The sequence below is a fragment of the Verrucomicrobiota bacterium genome, assembly GCA_038744685.1.
Lineage (GTDB): Bacteria > Verrucomicrobiota > Verrucomicrobiia > Opitutales > Puniceicoccaceae > Puniceicoccus.
Map to the genome: position 1 here is coordinate 37,866 of JBCDMB010000021.1, position 22,035 is coordinate 59,900.

General features: G+C 53.1%; 16 protein-coding genes. 15 read left to right on the forward strand and 1 reads right to left on the reverse strand.

Translation table 11 applies throughout. The annotated features are described in order from the left end of the window. The first annotated feature begins 6 nt into the window (after nucleotides 1-6). The 15 genes from AAGJ81_11810 (at nucleotide 7) to AAGJ81_11880 (ending at nucleotide 19,830) form a co-directional block, all read left to right on the forward strand. Nucleotides 7-1,089, forward strand: coding sequence for a glycosyltransferase family 4 protein (locus AAGJ81_11810; GenBank protein MEM0966826.1), 1,083 nt, complete (start codon nucleotides 7-9; stop codon nucleotides 1,087-1,089). Next, nucleotides 1,086-2,474, forward strand: coding sequence for a hypothetical protein (locus tag AAGJ81_11815; GenBank protein MEM0966827.1), 1,389 nt, complete (start codon nucleotides 1,086-1,088; stop codon nucleotides 2,472-2,474). Before AAGJ81_11810 ends, AAGJ81_11815 begins: the two co-directional genes overlap by 4 nt. A gap of 14 nt (nucleotides 2,475-2,488) precedes the next feature. Further along, the gene (locus tag AAGJ81_11820; protein MEM0966828.1) at nucleotides 2,489-3,634 is read left to right on the forward strand and encodes a glycosyltransferase family 4 protein; all 1,146 of its coding nucleotides are present in this window, start codon (nucleotides 2,489-2,491) and stop codon (nucleotides 3,632-3,634) included. Beyond that, entirely contained in the window at nucleotides 3,631-5,010 is a 1,380-nt protein-coding gene (locus tag AAGJ81_11825; GenBank protein MEM0966829.1) for an exopolysaccharide biosynthesis polyprenyl glycosylphosphotransferase, read from the forward strand. Before AAGJ81_11820 ends, AAGJ81_11825 begins: the two co-directional genes overlap by 4 nt. A 110-nt stretch (nucleotides 5,011-5,120) precedes the next feature. Beyond that, on the forward strand, nucleotides 5,121-6,860 hold the full coding sequence (locus AAGJ81_11830) for a hypothetical protein (protein MEM0966830.1): 1,740 nt from the start codon (nucleotides 5,121-5,123) through the stop codon (nucleotides 6,858-6,860). Further along, nucleotides 6,857-7,687, forward strand: coding sequence for an ABC transporter permease (locus AAGJ81_11835; GenBank protein MEM0966831.1), 831 nt, complete (start codon nucleotides 6,857-6,859; stop codon nucleotides 7,685-7,687). The genes AAGJ81_11830 and AAGJ81_11835 overlap by 4 nt, the downstream gene beginning before the upstream one ends. A gap of 22 nt (nucleotides 7,688-7,709) precedes the next feature. Continuing rightward, nucleotides 7,710-9,149, forward strand: coding sequence for an ABC transporter ATP-binding protein (locus AAGJ81_11840; GenBank protein ID MEM0966832.1), 1,440 nt, complete (start codon nucleotides 7,710-7,712; stop codon nucleotides 9,147-9,149). Between the two features lie 215 nt (nucleotides 9,150-9,364). After that, nucleotides 9,365-10,159 carry a glycosyltransferase gene (locus tag AAGJ81_11845; GenBank protein ID MEM0966833.1) on the forward strand — a complete coding sequence of 265 codons (795 nt, stop codon included), beginning with the start codon at nucleotides 9,365-9,367 and terminating at the stop codon, nucleotides 10,157-10,159. After that, a complete protein-coding gene (locus AAGJ81_11850; GenBank protein MEM0966834.1) occupies nucleotides 10,156-10,725 on the forward strand; it encodes a hypothetical protein in 570 nt (189 codons plus the stop codon). The genes AAGJ81_11845 and AAGJ81_11850 overlap by 4 nt, the downstream gene beginning before the upstream one ends. Nucleotides 10,726-11,035: 310 nt before the next feature. Next, complete coding sequence (locus tag AAGJ81_11855) at nucleotides 11,036-12,871, forward strand: glycosyltransferase (protein ID MEM0966835.1); 1,836 nt, start codon at nucleotides 11,036-11,038, stop codon at nucleotides 12,869-12,871. After that, a complete protein-coding gene (locus AAGJ81_11860) occupies nucleotides 12,861-14,249 on the forward strand; it encodes a glycosyltransferase family A protein (GenBank protein ID MEM0966836.1) in 1,389 nt (462 codons plus the stop codon). The genes AAGJ81_11855 and AAGJ81_11860 overlap by 11 nt, the downstream gene beginning before the upstream one ends. Continuing rightward, nucleotides 14,246-15,994 carry a glycosyltransferase gene (locus AAGJ81_11865; protein MEM0966837.1) on the forward strand — a complete coding sequence of 583 codons (1,749 nt, stop codon included), beginning with the start codon at nucleotides 14,246-14,248 and terminating at the stop codon, nucleotides 15,992-15,994. The genes AAGJ81_11860 and AAGJ81_11865 overlap by 4 nt, the downstream gene beginning before the upstream one ends. Further along, complete coding sequence (locus tag AAGJ81_11870; GenBank protein MEM0966838.1) at nucleotides 15,991-19,044, forward strand: YfhO family protein; 3,054 nt, start codon at nucleotides 15,991-15,993, stop codon at nucleotides 19,042-19,044. Before AAGJ81_11865 ends, AAGJ81_11870 begins: the two co-directional genes overlap by 4 nt. A 60-nt stretch (nucleotides 19,045-19,104) precedes the next feature. Next, nucleotides 19,105-19,335, forward strand: coding sequence for a DUF6364 family protein (locus AAGJ81_11875; protein MEM0966839.1), 231 nt, complete (start codon nucleotides 19,105-19,107; stop codon nucleotides 19,333-19,335). 141 nt (nucleotides 19,336-19,476) lie between these two features. Beyond that, nucleotides 19,477-19,830: a hypothetical protein gene (locus AAGJ81_11880; GenBank protein MEM0966840.1), complete on the forward strand. Its 354-nt coding sequence runs from the start codon at nucleotides 19,477-19,479 to the stop codon at nucleotides 19,828-19,830. A 329-nt stretch (nucleotides 19,831-20,159) separates the two neighbouring features. On the opposite strand, the gene AAGJ81_11885 is transcribed toward AAGJ81_11880, so the two are convergent. Next, entirely contained in the window at nucleotides 20,160-21,485 is a 1,326-nt protein-coding gene (locus tag AAGJ81_11885) for an integron integrase (protein MEM0966841.1), read from the reverse strand. Nucleotides 21,486-22,035 lie beyond the last annotated feature (550 nt).

The following is a 22,035-nucleotide window of genomic DNA, read 5'->3' on the forward strand; positions in this document are numbered from 1 at the left end:
TCCGGGATGAGGGTGGTTCACGTCATCAACCGTTTGATCGGAGGCGGTGCGGAGGTGATGGTTCCACTGATTCATCGTTGTCACTTATCGGACGGAATCGACTCGTGGATCGTTAGTATGGAGACTCCCGATGACAGGGATACAGATCGGGTAGTTGCCTTCGGTGAAAAAGTTCCCCGATGGAAAGAGCTGTTTCTTTTAAGGGATATCCTTCGCAAGATGGATCAGGAGGCGCCGATCAATCTGATCCATACCCACCTCACCCAAAGTCAGCTTTTCGCCAAGTGGGCGGCCCGGGGTCTCTCGAAGCGGCCTCTTTTAGTCACCACGGAGCACGATACCCATAACCGCCGCAGAAATCTTCCCTTTGGTAAGGTGTTCGACCGTTTCTTATACTCTGGATACGACCAGATCTTTTGCATCAGCGAAGGAGTTCAAGAGTCTATGGAAGAGTGGATTCCAGATCTCAGTCAAAAGCTGGTCACGGTTCCGAATGGGGTAGAGCTTGAACCCCTTCTCGATATTGAACGAGACGGCAACGGCCAGAACCCAGTTCGATTTCTTTCGATGGGTCGATTGATTGAGAAAAAGAACTTCGATACGACCATCCGCGCTCTCGCGTCACTCGCGCAATTGGATTGGGAATACACTATTGTTGGAGAGGGGGAAGAGCTCGATTCGTGGAAGAGTTTGGCTTCTGAACTTAGAGTTGAAAACCGGGTAACGTTTGTCGGCTATACGAAAGATACCGTGCCCTACTACAGGGCAAACGATGTCTTTCTCTTACCTTCTCTTTGGGAGGGATTTGGATTGGTCGCTGCCGAAGCAATGGGGGCAGGGATGCCAGTTCTCGCCTCGGATGTTCCAGGTTTGGCGGAAGTGGTTGGGAAAGATGGAAAAGCAGGACAGCTTCTTCCCCCCGGGAAGGTGGATGTTTGGGCGGCCGCAATTCGACACCTCATCGAGAACCCGGCGGATCGTCGACGGATCGGAATGTTTGGTCGAGAACGCTCAAAAGACTATTCCGTTGCAGAGACAGCGAAAGGCTACCGTCGTCACTACGATCATCTGTTGAAGGGGGAGCTATGAGAAATCGATCAGAACTCTCATTGGCAATTTTCCTTCTCGTTGCTGGATATTCGTTAGTAGCTGGTCTTTTGGTGCAGCTGGTCATCGCGCCGAGAATCGACCCCGGATTATTGGGATCGATTGGGCTGATCCCCGGATTGGATACTGCCAGCTTCCACGAAATGGCCGTTTCTATGGCCTCCGCGATGAAAGAAGAAGGTTGGTCTGCATGGGAGTGGAACCCCGGTTGGTCGGCAAATCAACCTGTGGGTGTGATGGCAGTCTTCTACTACTATCTGGGCGCGTCACCTCTCGTGTTGCTCCCGTTCAATGCCTTTGTCCATGGAGCATCTGCTGTCGTTCTGTTTCACCTGATTCATCAGCTGGGATTTTCGTTCCGGGAGTCAATCGCGGGTGTTCTTCCATTTTCGTTCCTTCCTTCAACGCTTACTTGGGTGACGCAGTTTCATAAAGATGGCATCTACTGCCTTGGACTATTTGTTCTCCTCTTGGGCTGCGTCACCATTCTAAAGGCGAACCGGCTCGGGTTCTATGGAGTCGGTTTAGTTGGGATGGTTGCTGGAGGTATTTTGATGGCTACCATGCGAGGATATAGCACGACTCTGGTAGTCGTTGCGATCGGTCTTGCTTCTATACTGGTTGTTCTACCTTCGCTTATTCGCTGCGGTAAGGGGCAACGATCGCAGGTTCTTGGATCCTTCGCCTGCCTTCTCCTCGGATCGGTTCTATTGATTCCGTTTGCAGGAACAAAGGGTGGGGAAGTAAGCCAAGACAGGGTGGTCAGGGTAGACTCATCCGAAGAAGGCAGTGCCCCGAATTCTACCGATCAATGGACCTCTCAGGAGAACGAAAACTACATTCCACCAGCCACTCCATGGATTACCTCCGATTGGCTTCCGTCCTCGGTGGACAGTGCGTTTCACCGCCTGATCCACAACCGAACGGTTTTCCTTTGGATGTTTCCGGACGCTGGAAGCATTGTGGATGGAGAAAGGAAATTCGACAGTGTTGGATCGGTAGTAGCTTATGCACCCCGCGCACTTCTAATCGGACTCTTCTCTCCATTTCCAAACTCTTGGTTAGGAGAAGCCAGGAGTCCAACGGGTGGTCTTCAGCGCAGGGTAGCTGCCATTGAAACGCTGCTGGGTTATCTTTTACTCGTTGGAGCGGGTTCCGGGCTGATTCTGACGAGAAGCCGAAACTTGATTTTCGTGCTGCTGGTATCACTTCTTCTCGTCGTCGTTTTAGTCTATCCGGTGCCTGCGATTGGTTCCCTTTTCCGACTTAGGTTTGGACCCTTTTCTCTCTTTCTGGGAGTTGGCCTCGCGTTTCTGTTTCGGTACTTTTGGAAGTGTCGGGAAATGAGATCGAGGGTTCCCCGGTGAAAATGCCTCGGACAATGGGTTTCTTTGCGAATACCAGCTGGTATCTCGCGAACTTCCGGATGGGTCTACTGAAAGCGGCCCAAGCGAGAGGGATTAGAGTCATTGCCATTGCCCCTTTGGATGACTATTCATCCAGCTTCGAAGAAGAGGGCCTGGAGTTTCGGGCGGTATCTCTCGTGCGGCGTAACTATAATCCGATTCGAAAGTGGGAAACCGTTCGGGATCTGAAACGAATCTACCGCCAAGAGAAGATCGATCTTGTCCATTTCTTTACGCTCGAAGCCATCCTCACCGGAACTATGGCTGCGGGGCGTTCGGGTCCGAAGGTCATTCACTCCGTTACCGGAATGGGCTTCATCTATGCGGGAAGTTCAATGTCTCGACGACTGCTGAGAATGGGGCTCGAACCGCTTTTGGCCGGATGCCTTCGCTGTGGTCCGGTCCTCGTTGAGAATCCGGCCGATCAAAGAACCGTTGAGAAGATTCTTGGGGAAAAGAAGCGGTTCTCGATCGAGTGTGTTCCTGGGGGTGGAGTTGATATCGAGAAGTTTCATCCGAGCGGGTCCGAACATTTGGATCCTTCATCGGGGAGCGTCCGCTTTCTCGTGGCGGGTCGACTCCTAAAGGACAAGGGGGCTGGTCTTTTTGTCGAGGCAGTCCGCCGCTACAGCGGACCGTCGGCAGAGTTTTACCTTGCTGGATTACCGGACGAAGGGAACCCGGATTCCTATCTTCTTTCGGAAGTAGAAGAGTGGGAAACCACACCGGGTTTTCATTGGCTACGGAATGTCGATGACATGGCGTCTCTTCTAAGATCGGTGGATGTCCTCGTCCATCCAACTTTCTACGGAGAAGGTCTACCGAGGATCATCATGGAAGCCCAGGCATGCGGTAAGCCGGTGATCACTACCAACATTCCGGCTTGCGCCGAAGCGGTTGAAGAGGGGAAGAATGGTTGGGTGATCGATCAAAAAGACCCCGATCTTCTTGCAAAGAAAATGTGCGCGGCTGCTCAATCGAAAGACTTGAGACGTGAAATGGGTTCCCGAAATCGGTTGATGGCTGAGGAAAAGTTCTCTGAGGAAGTGGCGACCGCGAAGACATTGATGGCCTACCGGGCGCACTATCCGGACTGGGATCCGGAAAATTGCAGATCATGAGCCCTGACGAAAAAGCTATGGCTGGATCACGCGTCCAGAGCCGAACGGATTGGTATTTTGGTGGAAGGATGTGGCTGGTCATCGATTTTGCTGCGGGTCTTTTGGCCATCCTGCTGGCTTACTGGCTAAACCCGGATCTGACGCTTGGATGGGAATCTTCCTTCGCTGGCCAGCCCGGTGCTTATCCGGCGGCGCTTGGGTTCGGAGTGCTTCTGGCACTGGTGGCGGATATCAACGGATTGCACGATCCACTTCGTCAGCAAAGGCTTTGGCCGGTTACCCTTCGAATAATTTCAGCCCTCGCAGTCACTATGTTGCTTGCTGTGGTGATTCTTTACGCACTGGCACTGCAGCAACTCGGACGAACGGTATCCCTTCAAGCCTTCATTTGTGCGGGTTTGGTTATGGGACTGGCCCGAATTGCGCTCTATCGCATTCAAGGTCTGAGTAGGCGCAGAATTCTTCTGCTGCTGGGAAGAGAGAAGAGAGAGGGTTTGCGGAAGAGGATTGAAGAGAGTGGATTACCCTTTCGGGTGGCGGATTTGCCCGATTCCTTTGACGACTCCATAGAGAGCAGTCGTCTGATGGAACTTTGCCGAAAATTGCGAATCGATGAGGTAGTCGTGCCCGAGCAGTCGGGAGATTCTGATGCAGTTCCAATCTGGATGGAGTGTTTGGAAAGTGGAATTCAGGTCTCCCATGTGAGGGCGTTTGTCGAACGTTATTTCTACTGGGTAGATTGTTCAGATGTCGGGCCGAACTGGTTCCTTGAGCTGGATCTGCGCCTGACTCATCCGGTTTACCATCGATGGAAGCGACTTTCGGATATTCTTCTGGCAGGGATCGGACTAGTTTTAGCGATACCCCTTCTTGTCGTATTTTTGGTCTGTATTTGGTTGGAAACAGGGCGGCCTCTTTTCTTCCGTCAGACAAGGGTGGGACTGAGGGAGAGGCCGTTTTCGATTTGGAAACTGCGAACGATATCCGTGCTGCGCGAAGAGGAGACTCGGGATTCGGACCGTCTTCACGATTTTCGCGTGACTAGAATTGGCTACCTATTGCGTCGAAGTCGGCTCGACGAAGTTCCGCAATTTTGGAATATATTGAAAGGGGACATGTCCTTCATCGGGCCAAGGCCAGAGTGGCTTGATGTCGCGGAGGATCTGGAGAAACGGGTCCCGTTTTATCCTTATCGTTCATTGGTAAAGCCGGGTCTCACTGGTTGGGCGCAGATCAACTACGGCTATGCGGAAAGCGATGAGGAGGTGAGGGAGAAACTGGGGTTTGACCTCTACTACATCAAAAATGCTTCCGTTCTCCTCGACCTGCAGATCTTGATCCGGACGATTGGATCGATCATGCGGGGAAGTCGATAGCAATGAGAATCGGAAGATGGCGAACGCCAAACGCCTAGCTTTCAACGTCGAACGCTGAACACTCGCTCTCAGTTCCAGAGTAGTTTGATTACTACTGAGGAAATTTTCTGATGATTCTCCGCGTTGGGTTCTCGATCCTTTTTGCACAACTCGCTTTGGTTCTAGGTGCGTGGTTTGGCTTTGTTGTTGGCCTCACCTTTGGCTTTTGGTGGTGGGCTCTTTACCTGTTGGGTGCGGTTGTTGGGGCAGTCATCCCGAAAGGAGATTTCAAATCTCAGGTTTCAGATTTCAAAGTTTGGGTTTTCAGGATCATACCGGTTCTCTTTTCTCACGCCATCATTCTCTTTGTCGCATCCGTCGCAGCCTCCTCGATCATTGATGTTGGATGGGATAGTGTAGAGACCCATCAGGAGGGAGTGCTTCTTATACGAGAGGGTTGGAACCCCGTGAATCCTCAACCCGGATGGATACAGGCTCAGCCGGAAGACGGGTTTGTCCGGCTGGCTCCGTCTTTGAATCCCTCTTGGTTCACCTATTGCGGGATGTATGCGAATGCCGCACTTCTCGCGGACCTCCCCGGTGGTTTTGAAGGTGCCAAAGGGTATCGATTCGTCCTTGTAGTGGGTTTTCTCGTTTTATCGGTAATGATGCTGAGAAATGCCGGGCTCTCTCCAGGAGTCGCTTTTACGGTGGGTTTTCTTCTTATAGCGAATCCTGTCGTCCTCTATCAGATTTGGACACTTTATATGGACTTCGACGTAGCCGTTTTTGCCACATTGCTGCTCCTTGGCATTTTTAGCCTTTCGTATCGTTGGAGTTGGCAGGTGTTGCTGGCAACTTTTGCTGCCCTCGTGCTCCTTTGTTTTGCCAAGAGGAGCGGGCCGGCGTTTGGCGCCGTCCTCGGAGGAGTTCTGGTTTTGACCGTCATTGTCAAGAATCCGAGTTGGCTTCGGTTTGTCTTCGCAGAGCGGAAGGGATGGATCGCAGGGTCCATAATTCTTCTGCTGGCAATTGTTGGCGTTTGGTTGGGAATCGAACGGTATGGCGATCGATTGTCTAGGGGTAAGGAGTTTGTGGAAACCGCTGTTCTGAAACCAAACGAGTTTGATCAGGCTATGGACATTCGGGTTCCGCAGTCAGTGACTGGTCTCTCCCGCCCTGAGCAGTTTTTAAGATCTTTTTTTGAGGAAACGGCGATGGACCGAGGTCAGTCTTTGAAGCTGCCGCTCTCCTGGAATCCTTCGGAGTGGAGCACTTTTCGCACAGTGATTTTTCCCGGATATGAGTCGGGAGGTTTTGGTCCTCTGTTTTCTGGAGTCTTTTTCCTGTGTGTGTTGGCGAGGATCCTTTCGGGCAGCCATCGGGGAGTGCCGGGAAGGTTTCTTCGATGGGTTCTCTATGCCGCTATTTTGCTAATCTGTTTTCTGGTCCCGAGTTGGTGGGCGCGGTGGGTTCCGTTCGTTTACGCAGTGCCATTTCTTTTGATGAGCGAAACACTTCTTGCATGGGCCAAGTTTGGGAAGTCGGGCGAAAGATATTTCCTCCAAGTGGGTCGGTCCTATTTGCTACCAGTGCTCGTTGTAGGGATAGCTGGGTTCTTTGCCATTGGAAATGCCGTTGGAATTGTGCGAATCTCTCATTCAGCGAGTCAGGAGGCTACGCAAAGGATCCAAGAGCTTTTGGGAGAATGGGAAACCATGGATACCCCTCTATTGATTGACATTGATCGGTCCTTAATGGTTAAGCGCTGGCTCTTCGATCGGGGAATTGAATACGTTTTGATTGACAGTGATACACTCCCTACACAGCCCGTGCCTTACACCTATTCTCGTTATCGAATCGATCCATGAAGAATGACTCAAGGTTTTGGCCGTTGGATATACTACCCCGGCTCTACGCAAACCGACTGCTTCTCTGGCAATTCACGGTTCGGAATATCAGTGCACGGCACAAAGGCAGCTACCTTGGTGTATTTTGGATGGTGCTGAATCCTCTCCTGATGATGTCACTCTACTCTTTTGTTTTTGGCGTCATCTTCAACGGGCGTTATGACGCGGGCGACCCAACAGAGACTGCTCTGGACTATGCGTTGGGGGTATTTCTTAGCCTAACGATCTTCCAGCTCATCGCAGAAGTGATGGGGGTCTCGACGACAATCATTCTGGCAAATACCAATATCGTTAAGAAGGTCGTGTTTCCTCTCGAAATTCTTCCGGTGGCTACGGTGGGTGCCTCGATCTACAGTTTTTTCATCAGCCTCTGCCTCGTCTTTCTTGGGATCATCGTCTTTGGAAGGGAACTGACCTGGATGGCGCTCTATCTTCCGATAATTATCCTTCCGGTCGTCTTTTTCTCTCTGGGAATCGGTTGGTTTTTCTCCGCAATAGGAGTGTTCGTGCGCGATATCGGTCAGCTCATGCAGTTCCTCACTCTTGCTCTCATGTACGGAAGTGCGGTTTTCTACCCGATTGATCGAGCCATCGTTGCCGGTCTTTATCCCATCCTGAAATTCAACCCACTCGCACACATTGTTGAACAGGCGCGAAGAGTTGTTTTGTGGCAGGAGCCGCTTCACCTCGAGCCGGTTCTTTATGCATACGTGACATCGATTGCGGTTCTCTTGGTAGGGTACTTTACCTTCCACAAGCTTCGTAAGGGCTTCGCGGATGTTCTTTAGGCCACTGGTAGTAGGGTAGTGGATGAATGATTCAGAATTAGTGGTTTCTGTCCGTAATTTGACGAAAGCATATCGGGTTTGGGAGAATCCTTTGGACCGGTTGAAATCTCCCCTGCTGAATTCGGTGGCAAAGAGTATTCCCGGTGAGACGGGGTTTAGGCGCGCCTTGCAGAGAAAGGCCGCTCGCTACTATCGGGACTTCTACGCGTTGCGGCAGGTATCATTCGATATCGCACGGGGAACGAGCTTCGGGATTCTCGGCAGAAACGGTTCGGGTAAGAGCACGTTGCTGCAAATTATTGCGGGAACGCTGACTCCAACCTCAGGAGAAGTTGCCCTCTCTGGAAGGGTTGCTGCGCTTCTTGAGCTGGGATCCGGTTTCAATCCAGAATTTACGGGACGGGAGAATGTATACATGAACGCCTCGATTCTTGGAATCTCACGGAAGGTCGTTGACGAGCGTTTTGACGATATCGCCGCCTTTGCGGATATTGGCGAATTTATGGATCAGCCGGTCAAAACCTATTCCAGCGGGATGTATGTTCGGCTCGCTTTTGCGGTGATCGTCCATGTCGATGCCGATATTCTCATTGTGGACGAAGCTCTGGCGGTGGGAGACGTGTTTTTTGTGCAGAAGTGCATGCGGTTTCTTAAGAAGTTTCAGGAGAATGGCGTTCTCCTTTTTGTCAGTCATGACCTTCCCTCGATCAATCGCCTTTGCGATCAGGCCTTGTGGTTGGATCAGGGGAATGTGCGGATGCGTGGAGTTCCCAAGGATGTCACCGAGTCCTACTTTTCCGAGTTCTATGCGGGTAATGATGGAACTGGGACAAGTGATCTGCAGAATTCTCAGCAGGAGGAGAAGTCACCTTCGATAGAGAGGGTTCCTCCCGCTGAGAACGAGCAGATTTTGGGCGAGGAAATCCATGACCAGCGTCTTTCTTTCCTCAATTTTTCTCAATACCGGAACGACATTGAGGTCTTTGCTTTCAACCCGAATGGGGACTCATTTGGCGAGCGGAAAGTGGAGGTAGTCGACGCGCGTCTCTTCGATCAGGAAGGCAGGCCGTTGGGATGGATCGTTGGGGGTGAGAAAGTTGAAGCAAGGGTTCGGGTACGTGCCCACGCTTCAGTGGATAACCCGATGATTGGATTTGGAATCAAGGATCCAAGCGGGCAGGTGTTGTTTGGCGACAATACGTTTCTCACCACCCGGGGGCAGTCGTGGCCAATGGCCAAAGGAGAAGAACTACAGGCGCGCTTTTTCTTTCAAATGCCGATCCTGCGGGCGGGAGATTATGTAATGAACGCTACAGTTGCCACAGGCACCCAGACCGAACACGAGATGCAGCACTGGCTTCATGATGCAGTAGTCTTACGTTCTTACACCAAGAGCGATACGACCGGGATGATCGGCTTGCCGATGTTGGAGATTCGGACGGAGAAGCCCCGGGAAGAGTAGCGATATGAGATTGAAACTATCTCGTAGCATCGGTCGTGAGACCGATGAATTGATACGTCCTACAAGTCTCGAGAAAGGCTTTTTCATCCGCCTCACGGCGTGATGCTACAGACTCTGAATGCACCTTGAGCAGTTCGACCTCTCATCGAGAACACTCCGTGAGTCAGGATCACTCGATTAAAAGACCATCCCAGTTGGGCCGAGTTTTTCGTAGATTGACTCGTCGCCCGCTACTCAGCGCTTTGGTTTCGGTCTATGATGCAGAGGATTGGATTGAGGGGTGTCTCGAGGATCTCGTTCAACAGTCTCTCTTCCAATTGAGAGACATGGAAGTTATCGTCATTGATGCCGACTCGCCAAGTAACGAGAGGGTCGTTATTGCAGAGTTTCAGAGACGTTTTCCAAAAAACATTATCTATCATCGTCTCTCCTCGAAAGAGAGTCTTTACGGGGCGTGGAATCAAGGGATTGAGCTGGCCGCTGGCCGTTATCTGACCAGTGCCAACTGTGATGATAGACACCATCCTGATGGTCTCAAACGATTGGTAGACGAACTGGAGAAGAACCCGCAGCTGGGGCTGGTTTTCGCTGACCAGTTGGTTACCCGGAAGCCTCACGAGTCTTTTGCCGAGAACTCTGCGACGGAAAGGTGGAACTGGCCGGAGTATGATCCTGCGATTCTACGAAGAAGATGCGTAATCGGCCCGCAACCGGTATGGCGTTGGTCGTTGCATCGAGAGTATGGTCTCTTCGATCCAACCTTTCGTTCCGCGGGGGATTGGGAGTTTTGGCTGCGCATTAGCCCCTTTGTCGCGATGAAGAAGGTTGGAGAGATTCTTGGGCTCTATTACCTCAACCCGAAGGGACTCGAACACAGTAGCAAGGGGACAAGCTCGGAGTTGCCGGAGGAGGTGGCCCGTATTAGGGAAAAGTATGATCTTCATGACGAACCACTGGAAGCGACGGAGTTGGGGCCGCTTGCAGATGGATTCGCAGGGAATACGAAATGAAAAGGGTGCTTACGGGTCCGGTGATCCTCGGCTTGCTCTTTGCGTTCATCGGTTGGACCTGGAGTGGAATTTGGACAGGTTGGACGCGATGGGACGTAACCCTTTCTGCCGAGAACGGAGGAGTCCTCAAATGGTATGTGGACTCTGGAAAAGGTTTCTCGGAAGACGAGGGGGCGAACACAGGTGTTCCTGCTAGCGAGCGATTTACGGCTTCTGTTCTTTTGCCTTCTTCTCTTCCGAAAAGTATTCGTCTCGATCCTTTGGACAGGGATGGCGTGATAATAATCGAATCGATATCCTGGAGAGAGCCGTGGTTGGGAAGATCCGGCACACTTGCACCGGAAGACGCTAATTGGTCTGGGGTAGCAAGAGGTTCTTCAACAGACTATGGGTTCCGAATCGAGGTGGCGGAAGGTGACATGGATCCGTTCGGAGTCTGGGAGGGTTACGACGGAAGTGCCCCGGCTTGGTGGTTGTTACTCCGAATGGTCAGTGCGCTCTTGTTAGGTTTCATCGCGTTTGCGCTCGGATTGCTGTGGAACCGGGCGGTGAAAGCTCGGATATGAGCGGTTCGTTGACCGTTCGAAGATGCCTGTGAGTTTGTCACAAGAATTTGGGCACATGAGTGTCTTTTTGTAGGAAGAGGCTTTGCGCGTCGACTGGGAATCAGTTGGGAATTCGAGATACAGCTTCCAGAAGCATCGGCCGTGAGGCCGATGACCTAATTGGGCCTCTGAACTCCTATTCGGGTAGTCATCCGCCTTATGGCGGGATGTTACGGGTTGAGACTCTAAGATCTCTTTTGGTGACCGACTATCGCGGAGTGAGTCTTCTTCCTACCTTTCGAGGAATAGACCCTCTTCCTACGGTTTCACGATGAAGACATTCACCGTTATCAAGCCAAGTCTCCGCTGTTTTCAATGGGTCACCCGAAATGCGGCTTTCGAAGGTGCTGGTTTCGATGAGAATGGCAATCCTCCTTTGTCCGTTCAACTGAAACTGGGAAACCGTATGTTGGAGTGTTTGCGTGTCTCGGGGCGTGGTGGCGGGAAAGATGATGGAAAGGTTCGGTTCCGAAAACTCTTCCGCACAGGAAAGGGTTTCAAGTGGGTGACCGCGACCGCAATTTGGGAGGACGGGAAGGAGACTGTGGTTGGACGTTTTCTTCTACTCAACACAGCACCACGACCTCCTGATCCTTACGCTCGGGACTACGGCTTCTTTCTTTCGAGGAACGAGCCTACTAAAGAGGAGAGGCGGAAACTGGGTGAGACCGTGAGGAGCCTCCCGATCCAGCCGAAGATTTCCGTGTTGCTGCCGACCTACAATACCAAACCGCGGCTATTGCGGGAGGCAATCCAATCGGTGCAACGACAGCTCTATCCGAACTGGGAGTTGTGTATTGCAGACGACGCTTCAACCCGCGGTGCTACCAAGAAATTGCTGCGTCGAATGGCGGCTGAGGATAATCGGATCCGGGTCTCCTTTCGCGAGACCAACGGCCATATTTCCGAGGCCAGCAACACCGCATTGGAAATGGCCACGGGCGACTGGATAGCGTTGCTCGACCACGACGATGTTTTGCGACTGGAAAGTTTGGCGAGGACGGTTCTTGCAATGAACCGGAAGCCTGAGGTCCATTTCTTCTACAGTGACGAAGATAAGATCGATGAGAAAGGACGTCCGCTCGGACCTTATTTCAAACCAGACTGGAATCCACTCTTTCTCTACTCGCAGAACTACATCTGCCACTTTTCGGTCATGCGCACCGAGGCGGTTCGCTCAGTTGGTGGATTTCGTAAGGGCATGGAAGGAAGCCAGGACTGGGATCTTTTTCTGCGCCTTGGAAAGCGTCTGTCAGGGGACCAGATCGCTCATATCCCAGAGGTGCTTTACCGGTGGAGGGTGATCGAAGGGTCGTCTGCGGCCAACGTTGGCGAGAAAAGTTACTCGGTTGATGCCTCTCGCAGGTCGCTGGAAGAAGCGGTGCCATGGTCCAGGGAGGGTAGCTGGGAGCTGATCGCCGGGATGTATTGGATTTGTCATCCGCCGACGTATGAGGGTTACCGCGTTGGTGATCCTGAGGAGTTGGCTGCGACCGCAGGAGATTTATCCGAAGACGTTCTGATTGTGACGTCAGGTGACTACGAATGGGAGGATTCAGTTCTGCAGAAGCTTGCGGGTTGGGCTTCGCTCCGTGGGATGGGTTGTGTCGCTCCGGCTCTTGAGGATGCAGACGGCGGCTTGGCTGAGGCGGGTCTTCTGGTAAATCCGGATGGGATCGTTGAGTCGATCTTTCGCGACTTGAAACCTGACTTCGAAGGAATGGGACGACGGGAGATTCTTCCGCAGAATCTGCTTGTTCCGGGGCGTGTGTGCTTTGCCGTCCGTCGCGAGTTATGGGTAAACTATTGGAAGGTGGCAGAGCCCTTTACATCGTGGACCTATCGGGTCGCTGCGTTTTGCCTGACTCTTGAAAGGCAGGGCTTAAAGAACATCCTCACTCCCCATCTAAGGATTCGCGGCTCCGTTCCGTCTTGGAACGAAATGAATGAGTCCGTGGAGTTGTGTGAACGGTATCCGGAAGTCCGAGCCGGTGATCCGGGATCGAATCCCAATCTTACCGTGGCGGAGGGTGCATTTTCCTTGCAGCTGGATAGCAATGTGCCGCGCAATTGGGAGTGGAAGGAGGTCAATCGAAGTGCCCTTTAGTTCAGTTTCTGTTATCATTCCCTGTTTTAATCATGGAGCCTACTTGCGGGAGGCTATCGAATCGGTGTTGCGACAGGAGGTATCGGCGACGGAGGTGATCGTGGTTGATGATGGCTCGACTGATTCTCAGACCCGCAGGGTTCTGGATGAGCTGCAGAGCGAGCCGAACCTAAAAGTCCTTTCCCGTGAGAATGGAGGTCCGGCCGCAGCTCGCAACACGGGTATTCAAGCGGCTGCCGGGCCTTACCTGCTCTGCGTGGATGCAGATGATCGACTGCGACCGGAATTTCTCTCGCAAACGGTTCCTCGTCTCGAAGCAGACCCGGAGGTCGGGATCGTCTACGGGCGTGCGGCCTACTTTGGAGCCAAGGAGGGTGAGTCGTCGCATTCGCCGTTTAAGTTTCCTGAGTTCCTCCTCGAACCGAGTATCTTTGCTACTGCGCTTTTCCGGAAAGCAGATTGGGAGAAAGTCGGCGGATTTCGTGAGGAGATGAAATTCGGCTGGGAAGATTTTGAGTTTTGGATCTCTCTCGTCGAACAAGGGTGCAAAGTCGCGTATGTGGATGAAGTTCTTTTCGACTACCGGCAGCATGAAGGGTCGAGAGATGTTAGCTTCTCTGCCTCCCGCGAAAGAATTTTGGAGGCCTTCACTACGATCTACCGGTTTCATTCAGAAATCTACGGGAAAAATATTCGACTGCTCTTCGAGGCTCACTTGGAGCGGTTGGATTGGCGGTCCCTTTTTGCGTCCGGTGGTAGTGCCGAGCTAAGAATTTTTACTGACGGCAAGGAGCGTGTGCTTGTTGCGCCTGAACCTGTTCCCGAAGAGGGAGACGCTTCGGTCACATTCCATTGGGGGAGTGCGGGTGTCGGTAGCGAGGATCTGCGCTTCGACCCCTTTGATGGAATTGGAGAGTTTCTTCTGCGCTCTATCGAACTCCTGGATGGTGAGGGGGAAGACTTTCGGACTCTTTCGCCGGAGGATTATACGGTATCGGACCCGTCCTTCTCCGTTCCGCTGTCTCCTGAAGAGGGTGGTGTCGGTTTCTTCTTTCTCGGTGGAGATCCCCACATGCGTATCAGCCTCAGGAATACAGAAGAACTATTGAATGCTCACGGTCTACGGATGCACTTTACGGTCTGCCGCGGGGCTGCGGTCGGGACGGAGCTACTGAAGCGTCTCGGAGAGGCAGCCACTGAGGTCAATCAAACAACCGAAATGGCCCGTGGGTTACGGTTGGAACTCTCCCATGTGAAAGCGGAGCTCGAAAGTGAGATCAGTAAAAGGCGCGCAATCCAATCATCGCTGAGCTATCGGCTGACCCGTCCAATCGCGAAACTGTTTGAGAAAAAGGGGAGTGAGGGCTCTTCGCGATGACGGCAAACGACCACAAGGAAAGACCCTCTCGTCAACCATTGACGGAGTCACCAACATTGCGGGACTGGCAGTGGACGTTGCTTCCCGGCGCACCGGTAGAAGCATCTGGTCTTGAGCCGACCTTGCGCTGGCAGGAAGAGGTGGGTCCTGAGTTTTGGGGTACGCGGGAGGTAGTGGTCTACTGGCGCCCGGACCCTTCGAACCTTATCTGGATTGAGGAGACGGTGGCGTCACTCGCAGTCCAAAGTATTCCGACGTTTCGGGTCGTTGTTGATGCGCCCGAAAGTTTTTGCGAGTCGGTGCTCATGAGTATTTTCGACAAGAACGGACTCAGCGGCCGAGTGGACTGGGTGGATGACCGTGAAGAAGTATTTACCGTGGGCGATGACTCATGGTTGTTCTTTCTGGCTCCCAACAATGTCCTTCACCCTACAGCATTGTTCACCTTGCTGAAAGAGACGGTAACCAATCTGGCAGACTTGTTTGGCTTTTTTGAGACCCTTTCCGACGAGTCTACAGGTGGACCTCACGCCGTTCGCTTTCATTCGGGTGCGGAGAAGCTTTCAGTCTTTGGCCGTTCTGGGATGAGTAGCTCGTTCTGGATCCGCGGATCGTTGTGGAACAAGATGGTGCAGCAAAAGTCACTTCTCTCCACGGGCGCGTCCTGGCGGGCCGCGATCACTGCATTGGCGACAGGATCGCGGATCGAAAGGACTCCGCTTGCGTTGACCGTTCTGCCCTGCGCTCGCGGTGAACCGGTTGCACAGTCTGTCGAAGAGCCCGAGGAGAGCTTGCGGGACGCACTGATTGCCTACGGGGAAGGGAGCGGGATTCATCTCAGCGACTGGCGGTACGACCCTTCCCTCGGCTCGGGCATTCCGACGCCGCCATCTTCCGACGAGAGGATTGCCGCAATTGTTCCGTTTCGGGATCAGGAAGAGCTGACATCGGCGACTTTTCGAAGTTTGGCAGGTCAGGCGAATGCCTCACGGATTCGTTTGGTTGCAGTCGACAACGGTTCCAATCCGGCGATCGCTCAACGCCTCCGCACTTTAGCCGATTCACTCTTTGTCGATCAGGGGGTGCTGTGGCTTCAGGAAGAAGGGTCCTTCAACTTTGCCCGTCTGAACAATCTGGCGCTTGCTCGAATCGATGAACCGCACCTCCTGTTTCTCAACAATGACGTTGAGTTTACGGGACCTGACGATCTGGCGCGGTTGCAGGGATTTCTTGAATGGGCGGGAGTGGGGATGGTCGGAGGAGCACTCCACTATCCGGACGGAAACCTTCAGGCCGCTGGGATTCGGTTTGGTGCGCTGGGGCCTGAGGTCGTTCGGCACCCGGATCATCTACCACTCGTGTTTCGGGAAGTAGACGCCCTTACCTTCGCATGCGCGTTAGTCCGGCGATCGGTCTTTGAAGAAGTGGGTCGCTTGGATGAGGTGCTTTGCCCGAACGGTTTTGGGGATGCTCTGTTGGGTGGGCGGTTTCGCGAGAGCGATTGGCGCATTCTGATCGATCCGACGGTCCGGGTGATCCACCACGAGTCGCCGAGTCGGGGAAGTCGTCCCGAGGAGATGGAGAGGATGGAGTTGAGTCGGGAAGGAGTTCCCATCTATTCCTACGGTCCTGAGTTTGTTCGATCAGGGGTGGATGTGGTGCATCGCTTTGGTCGTTCCCGTCCCTCTCTCGGCAAAAGAATTTATCGCGCAGTCAAAGCCTTTCGCAAAGAGTTGATGCAGTGAGTGAATTCCTCAGAAAGCTAAGGGCCGCGAATTCATGGAATTTAGTGGCCCTTGTTGTTTTGGTGGTGGGCGTTGTCGGAACCCTCTTCTGGCAGCCCGCCCCCAACCGTGTCGTCATTCCGCTTTATGGAAACGAGGAGCAGTCGCTCCTCCAGCTTTACCATCGCTATGGGTTTCCCGGTCCGGGCTCGTTCTTTGAGTACCACTCTGACATCGAGTTGGCCCATCAAACGAATGCAGAGTTGCAAGTGGAGTTTGAGCTACCGGGTTGGCAAAAGCTGCGGGCTGTTCGCTTCGACGTAGGGGGAGGGCAGCGGGAGTATCGCTTGGGCCCGATTCTCTTTGGCTACGAGTTTGCTTACCGGTTCTTTCCCTTGTTCTCGATGGATGGGCCTTCGGTAGTTGCCCGAGCCGAGGTAAATGATTTCGTCGCGGGACTTGAGGCTTCTGGGTCCGATTGGATTCTACAGACCGATGGGATCGACCCTTATCTCGTCCTTCCGGTCGTGCGGGAAGAATGGCGGAACACTCTCGATGAGGAAACTCTTTGGCTGCTGCGAGGGGGGCGTTTACTCCTCTACGTGCTTGTTGCCGGGCTGATTTTCTTAGCGGGGCGCTGCGTGCAGTCGGGCTGGTTGGAGCGATTGGGTGGGCCGTCAACGCCGTTGTGGAACCGTTTGTGGGGAGTGGGTTTCGTTGCGGCACTCGCTGCGATTGGGTTTGCGGTCTATGAGCCTTACCTCGTTTTTCAGAAGCTCTATCTCTTCAAGGATGTGGCCACCGATTCGGTGGACGTCTTCTGGCCGATCTTCCTCAATCTTTCCGATTATCTGCGGACCGAAGGATGGCCGCTTTGGTCATTCAGTATCGGGGTAGGGCAAGGGATCTTCAGCTGGGTCGGAGAGCCGTTCCTGTTTCTTTTGTATCTGCTGCCCCCCGAGAAGCTTGCCTTCGGTCTTGGCTGGATGCAGTTCACGAAGACGATCCTTGCAGGCCTTCTCTTTCTCGCATGGTTTCGGCTGCTGGGAATGGGCAAGTTCGCTTCGGCGGCGGGAGCGCTTTTCCTGGCCTTCTCCGCACATATGGTCATCCGTGGGAACTGGACCCACTACGCGACCGAGGTCGTCATGGTGGCTTTCGCACTGTTCGCTTTCGAGTGTTACCTGCGAAAACGGATCTGGCAGCTGATCCCACTCGCGATTCTCTTTATGGTGATCCGCAGCGTCTATCACAGCTACGTGTGGTCGTGGGTTTTCTTCGGCTACGCGTTACTCCGGATCTGGATGGACGGGGGCTTTTCGGTGAGGGAAACGGGACGCCACCTACTCCGTCTCGGTGGCTGCTATATTCTTGGGCTAGGGTTGGCGGGTGCCTTTCTACTTCCGGTGCTCTATGAGCTAATCTCGAGTCCGCGGGTGTCCGGGGACGAGTCAAACATCGCTGCGTTTGCGACCAGTTCGCTCTTTTCTTGGAACGAAGCGGAAGAGTGGCTTGCGAGTGTTTATGGGCTCTTTGCGGCGGATCTCTTCGGACGGGGGAACTTCTACTCCGGATGGCGCAACTATCTTGAAGGACCCCATCTCTACGCCGGAACGCTTATGCTTCTTCTTCTTCCGCAGGCATTCGTCGGTCGTGGAACCCGCGTTAGGGTCGTGCTTGGCATCGTTCTCGTGGCTATGTTGCTTTACCTGTTCGTCCCCTACGTTCGCTACTTCCTCAATGCCTTTTCCGGGATCTACTATAAAACCTCCTCGTTCTGGATTCCGGTGTTTGTCGCAGGGGCAGGAGCCCTTGCTCTCGATGGTCTGATTCGGCGTCGCCGTCTGAATCTGTGGCTCCTCGGGGTCACCCTAGCGTGCTTTCTGGTGGCACTTTATCTACTCAGGAATAACGCTTTTATTCTCGAGCATCTGAGGGTTGAGGAGGGTTACCGAGTCTACCGGCAGGTAATTATTCTTTTGATCGCTTACACCGTGGCTCTCTTGCTTCTTCGTTCCCGGCAATACCGTTCCTACGGATTACTGTTGTTACCACTCATGATCGCCACGGAGGTTATCCAATTTTCGTCTAAGACCGCTCAGGACCGGCAGGCACTTCGGGGGGACTCGATGGATACGGGAGCCTACTATTTTGACGATTCTCTCCAGGCAGTTCGAATGATCGAGGAAGCGGACGAGAGCTTCTACCGGATCGAGAAAGGAAACGTCTCCGCCCATCTCAATGATCCACTTGGGCAGGGATACGCCGGCCTGAGCTCCTACTACTCGTTCAACGCGGGAGGCTATCTGGCCTTCCTCGGTCCGGATGGCTTTGAGGTTGATTATCTCGTTCCGGGTCACGGGTCCGGATATGTGATAGGGACGGGAGAACGCTTCCTTCTGGCCACTCTGCTTTCGACGAAGTACTTCATTGCGAGGGAATGGGGTGACCGCGGCCCACCGCCCGACTATCAGCCCTGGGGTAGAGCGGGCGACGCCCTGATTTCGGAAAACGAGAATTTCATTCCGCTCGGATCCGTCTACTTACATACCATTAGCGAAGAACGTTTACGGAAGCTGCCCGCGGCTACGCGGGATTTTGTGGCGTTTGCCGCTGCGGTGGTCTCGGGAGATTCTCCGCTGGTAGCAAACTTTCCAGTGCTTTCGGACGAGGAGCTGAAGCGAATCGAAGAAGCTACCGTCCAGCCAGACAGCCAAGAGGCTTTTGCGATTTACGAAGAACTCGCTCAGTCGCTCTCTGAGATTTCAGTTGAATGGCAGGAGATCGGGCAGAATCAGTTCAACGGGAGCATCACCCTCGATCAACCGGGGATCGTCTTCCTCTCCATCCCCAACAACGAAGGCTGGACCGCAAAGGTGAACGGTGAAAAGGCACCCTTCCTCTCCGTACACTTCGGCTTTCGAGGCTTAGCGCTACCAGCGGGCGAGCATCAAATCGAGCTTCATTACTTTCCGCCCTACCTCAAGGCAGGCATCGCAATGAGCGTTGTCTCGCTCCTCGTGTTCGGGATACTTGCTTTGACGGTACGGCACGGGAAAGAGTCATTTTGATCGCACAGGCAAGATTCTGGCTTTCAGGCAAAATCATACTGATTATGTTTCACACGTATTATGGGTAATATTACTTTGAGCCTCGATGATGCCACGGTGAAGCGGGTGCGGAAAATTGCGTTGGAACGGGAGACCAGTCTCACGGCGATGGTGCGTGACTACTTGACTCAGGTCGCTTCCAGTGAAGAGGCCTCCCGTCAGCAACAAGCTAGAGATCTTCGAGAATCGTTTGCTCGTTTGAGTAAACCTATGGGAGGTGCTGATTGGAGTCGGGACGACCTATATGAATGAGGTTTTCTTCGATACTACAACGCCTACGACAGTTCCCAGCCGGTTAAGCAGGAGCGGGCGCAGAAGCTCCTTCTCGAGTCGATCTCTGCTGGCAATGCCCATAGCTCGGTGCAAGTCTTGGGGGAGTTTTTCCATGCGACAGTGATTCGGAAAAAGCTACTGACAGCCGATGAGGCGGAAACGATTCTTAAGAGCCTCGGAGGCTTGCATATCCTCGACGTAGACTTCCCCCTTATACCGAATTCAGGAAAGTTTGATAGTTATGGCGGGATGGGAAAAGAGTCTGAGCAAGGCGGCCCGGTTGGATGCGGGCTGCGACCCGTATCAATCGGGCTAACGCTGCTCAGGCTCTTTTCCCGCCCGTCCCATAGGGATGCGCCCAGAATCGAAGGTCGCGGCGTTGCAGGAATCGGAACGTATCTCGATACGAATCCGATCCCTGCGCCTTGCGCTGCTTCGATTCTGGGCTGCACCATAACTGTCAAACCTTCCTGAATTCGGTATTATCCGCCGAGCAATTTTAAACCACAAGAACTTCCTTTGTAGCTACTGGGACAGCCTGGTAATAGCAGCCGCCCAACGTTGCAAGAGCACGACTCTCTACACGGAGGACCTGAATAGCGGCCAGAGTTATGGAGACGTGGTAGCGATCAATCCGTTTGAGGAATAAAGATCGGGTGGAGTTTTGTTACTGCGTCGAAATCGAAATCTGAATCGCCCATCGGTTCCTTCTGATAGAGATTTCGATGCCGATTTCGATTTCGAAACCACTATGACTTTATCGCTTGTTTGATCGAAATGCCCGTAAATGAAGCGCAAATTTGCTACAGGCTATCCAATGGACTGCGCACCCCTGCACCCGGCTTTTGCATGACGTGCAAGTAAATTTGCGTAGTTTCCACGCTCTTGTGCCCCAGCAAATCCTGAACGGTGCGGATATCCACCCCGTCTTCCAAGAGATGGGTGGCGAAAGAATGCCGCAACGTGTGGCTGGTCACCCTTTTGCTGAGCCCGGCCCGGTTTGCAGCATCGGAAACCGCTCTTTGGTAAGCCTTGTCCAAAACATGATGCCGCCGCTTCAACCCACTACGGGGGTCCCGTGAGATTTCGCGGCTGGGCCAGAGCCATTGCCACCTCCAATCGAAACCGGCCTTCGAATGTCGTCGTGCCAATGCCTCCGGTAGGTAGACTCCCGCCAAATCTTCCCGTTTTAAGTCCGCTTCGAATAGCTCCCGCACGTGTTCGAGGTGCGACTGCAACGAATCCACCAGCTTCCCGGAAAGAGGAGTGACCCGGTCTTTGCCCCCTTTTCCGGCTCGAACCACAACCTGGTTGCGTTCGAAATCGAGATCCTTGACCCGCAAACGCATCAACTCCGAGACCCGCAGCCCGGCGGCATACTGGAGCCGTGCCATCAGCGATTTGTCCCCTTTCAATTCCGCGAAAAACAAGCGTGTTTCCGCTTTGCTCATCACGACCGGGATCCGCTTGTGGTTCCTCGCCCGAACGAACTCACCGATATCGCCCACTTCGAGGCCAAAGACCTTCTCCGCGATGAAAACCAATGCGTTCAGCGCTCCTTTCTGGGTGGAAGAAGATACCGCACGCTCCATCGCCAAATAATCCAAATATTCCTTCAAGCGGGCGGCATTGATTTCCGCTCCGCTTCGCAAGCCTGTTCGCTTGAGAAAGTTGCAGTAGTGCCCCAAGTAGCTGCGTTCCGTTTTGAGTGCCATGCCGCGTCGACGCATGGTTGCCAGAATTCGGTTCTCGTCATCCGTTTTCCCAGACATTCGCTCGGCGGAAGTATCATTGTCGGACCCATGGCGAAAGCCGACTGCGTCTGCGCCATTGGGTTTCTCCGATGAAAGATCCGAAGACGAAATCTTCTGTCTAGTCTGGTTGTGCGCGTTGATGAAAAACCAGCGAATTGCCGTCTTCCAGCGTTCTACCTTCCATTCGGCGGACGCCTTTTCTTTTCTTGCCCATGCGACAAATTCCCGCGCGGACTCGACCGAACAGCCCACCGCTCGCCGATGGCACCAGCTCAGGTACCAACGAATAGTAACGGCAAACCCCTCTTTCTCAGAAGGTGCCAGATCGCACCCGGACAATACCTCGGCCCAACGGGGAAAACGCACAATCTTCATGACACTAGAAAAAATATGAACAAATGTTCACTTAAACAAGAACAAACTCTTTTCAGTGACGCAATTTTCGGATGTCGGCTAGTCAAGAATTGACCTGAAATTTCCCATCAAACTAATCTTCAACACTTTGGGAAACTGTCTCGGGAAGCCGAAATTTTTGGACAGCGAAAATTGCGACACTGGGAATTTTCTCTCTCGAAAAGGGTCCGTGGAATGGCCCAATTTCAGGAGACCGAAAACTTGCGTGCAACAAAAAGAACCCGCATCCTTTCCCATGCCATGATAGCACTGAACCTACTATTCATTGGGTTTCACGGCGATTCTGGTCGGCGCCAACAGGCTATTGCGGGAGATCCAACCCACGACAAAGTCTCCTGCAAAAGGGAAACTGAGTGTCCTACATAACACTGTTCAGAAGAGAAAAATGAATTCGACCTCACCACGAAGAGCACAAAGGACACGAAGAAAGGAATGAAAGAAGAATCCATCCAACTGCAGGATAGTGGCTCCGCGTGCCCTGCGCCTCTGTGTGAGAATCGCATTTTGCATC

Bases quoted from the DNA above. Each gene is read 5' to 3' on its own strand.
- AAGJ81_11835 (MEM0966831.1), top strand. From the start codon at position 6,857: ATGAAGAATGACTCAAGGTTTTGGCCGTTGGATATACTACCCCGGCTC.
- AAGJ81_11875 (MEM0966839.1), top strand. From the start codon at position 19,105: ATGGGTAATATTACTTTGAGCCTCGATGATGCCACGGTGAAGCGGGTG.
- AAGJ81_11885 (MEM0966841.1), bottom strand. From the start codon at position 21,485: ATGAAGATTGTGCGTTTTCCCCGTTGGGCCGAGGTATTGTCCGGGTGC.
- AAGJ81_11830 (MEM0966830.1), top strand. From the start codon at position 5,121: ATGATTCTCCGCGTTGGGTTCTCGATCCTTTTTGCACAACTCGCTTTG.
- AAGJ81_11825 (MEM0966829.1), top strand. From the start codon at position 3,631: ATGAGCCCTGACGAAAAAGCTATGGCTGGATCACGCGTCCAGAGCCGA.
- AAGJ81_11820 (MEM0966828.1), top strand. From the start codon at position 2,489: ATGGGTTTCTTTGCGAATACCAGCTGGTATCTCGCGAACTTCCGGATG.
- AAGJ81_11840 (MEM0966832.1), top strand. From the start codon at position 7,710: ATGAATGATTCAGAATTAGTGGTTTCTGTCCGTAATTTGACGAAAGCA.
- AAGJ81_11815 (MEM0966827.1), top strand. From the start codon at position 1,086: ATGAGAAATCGATCAGAACTCTCATTGGCAATTTTCCTTCTCGTTGCT.
- AAGJ81_11810 (MEM0966826.1), top strand. From the start codon at position 7: ATGAGGGTGGTTCACGTCATCAACCGTTTGATCGGAGGCGGTGCGGAG.
- AAGJ81_11850 (MEM0966834.1), top strand. From the start codon at position 10,156: ATGAAAAGGGTGCTTACGGGTCCGGTGATCCTCGGCTTGCTCTTTGCG.
- AAGJ81_11865 (MEM0966837.1), top strand. From the start codon at position 14,246: ATGACGGCAAACGACCACAAGGAAAGACCCTCTCGTCAACCATTGACG.
- AAGJ81_11855 (MEM0966835.1), top strand. From the start codon at position 11,036: ATGAAGACATTCACCGTTATCAAGCCAAGTCTCCGCTGTTTTCAATGG.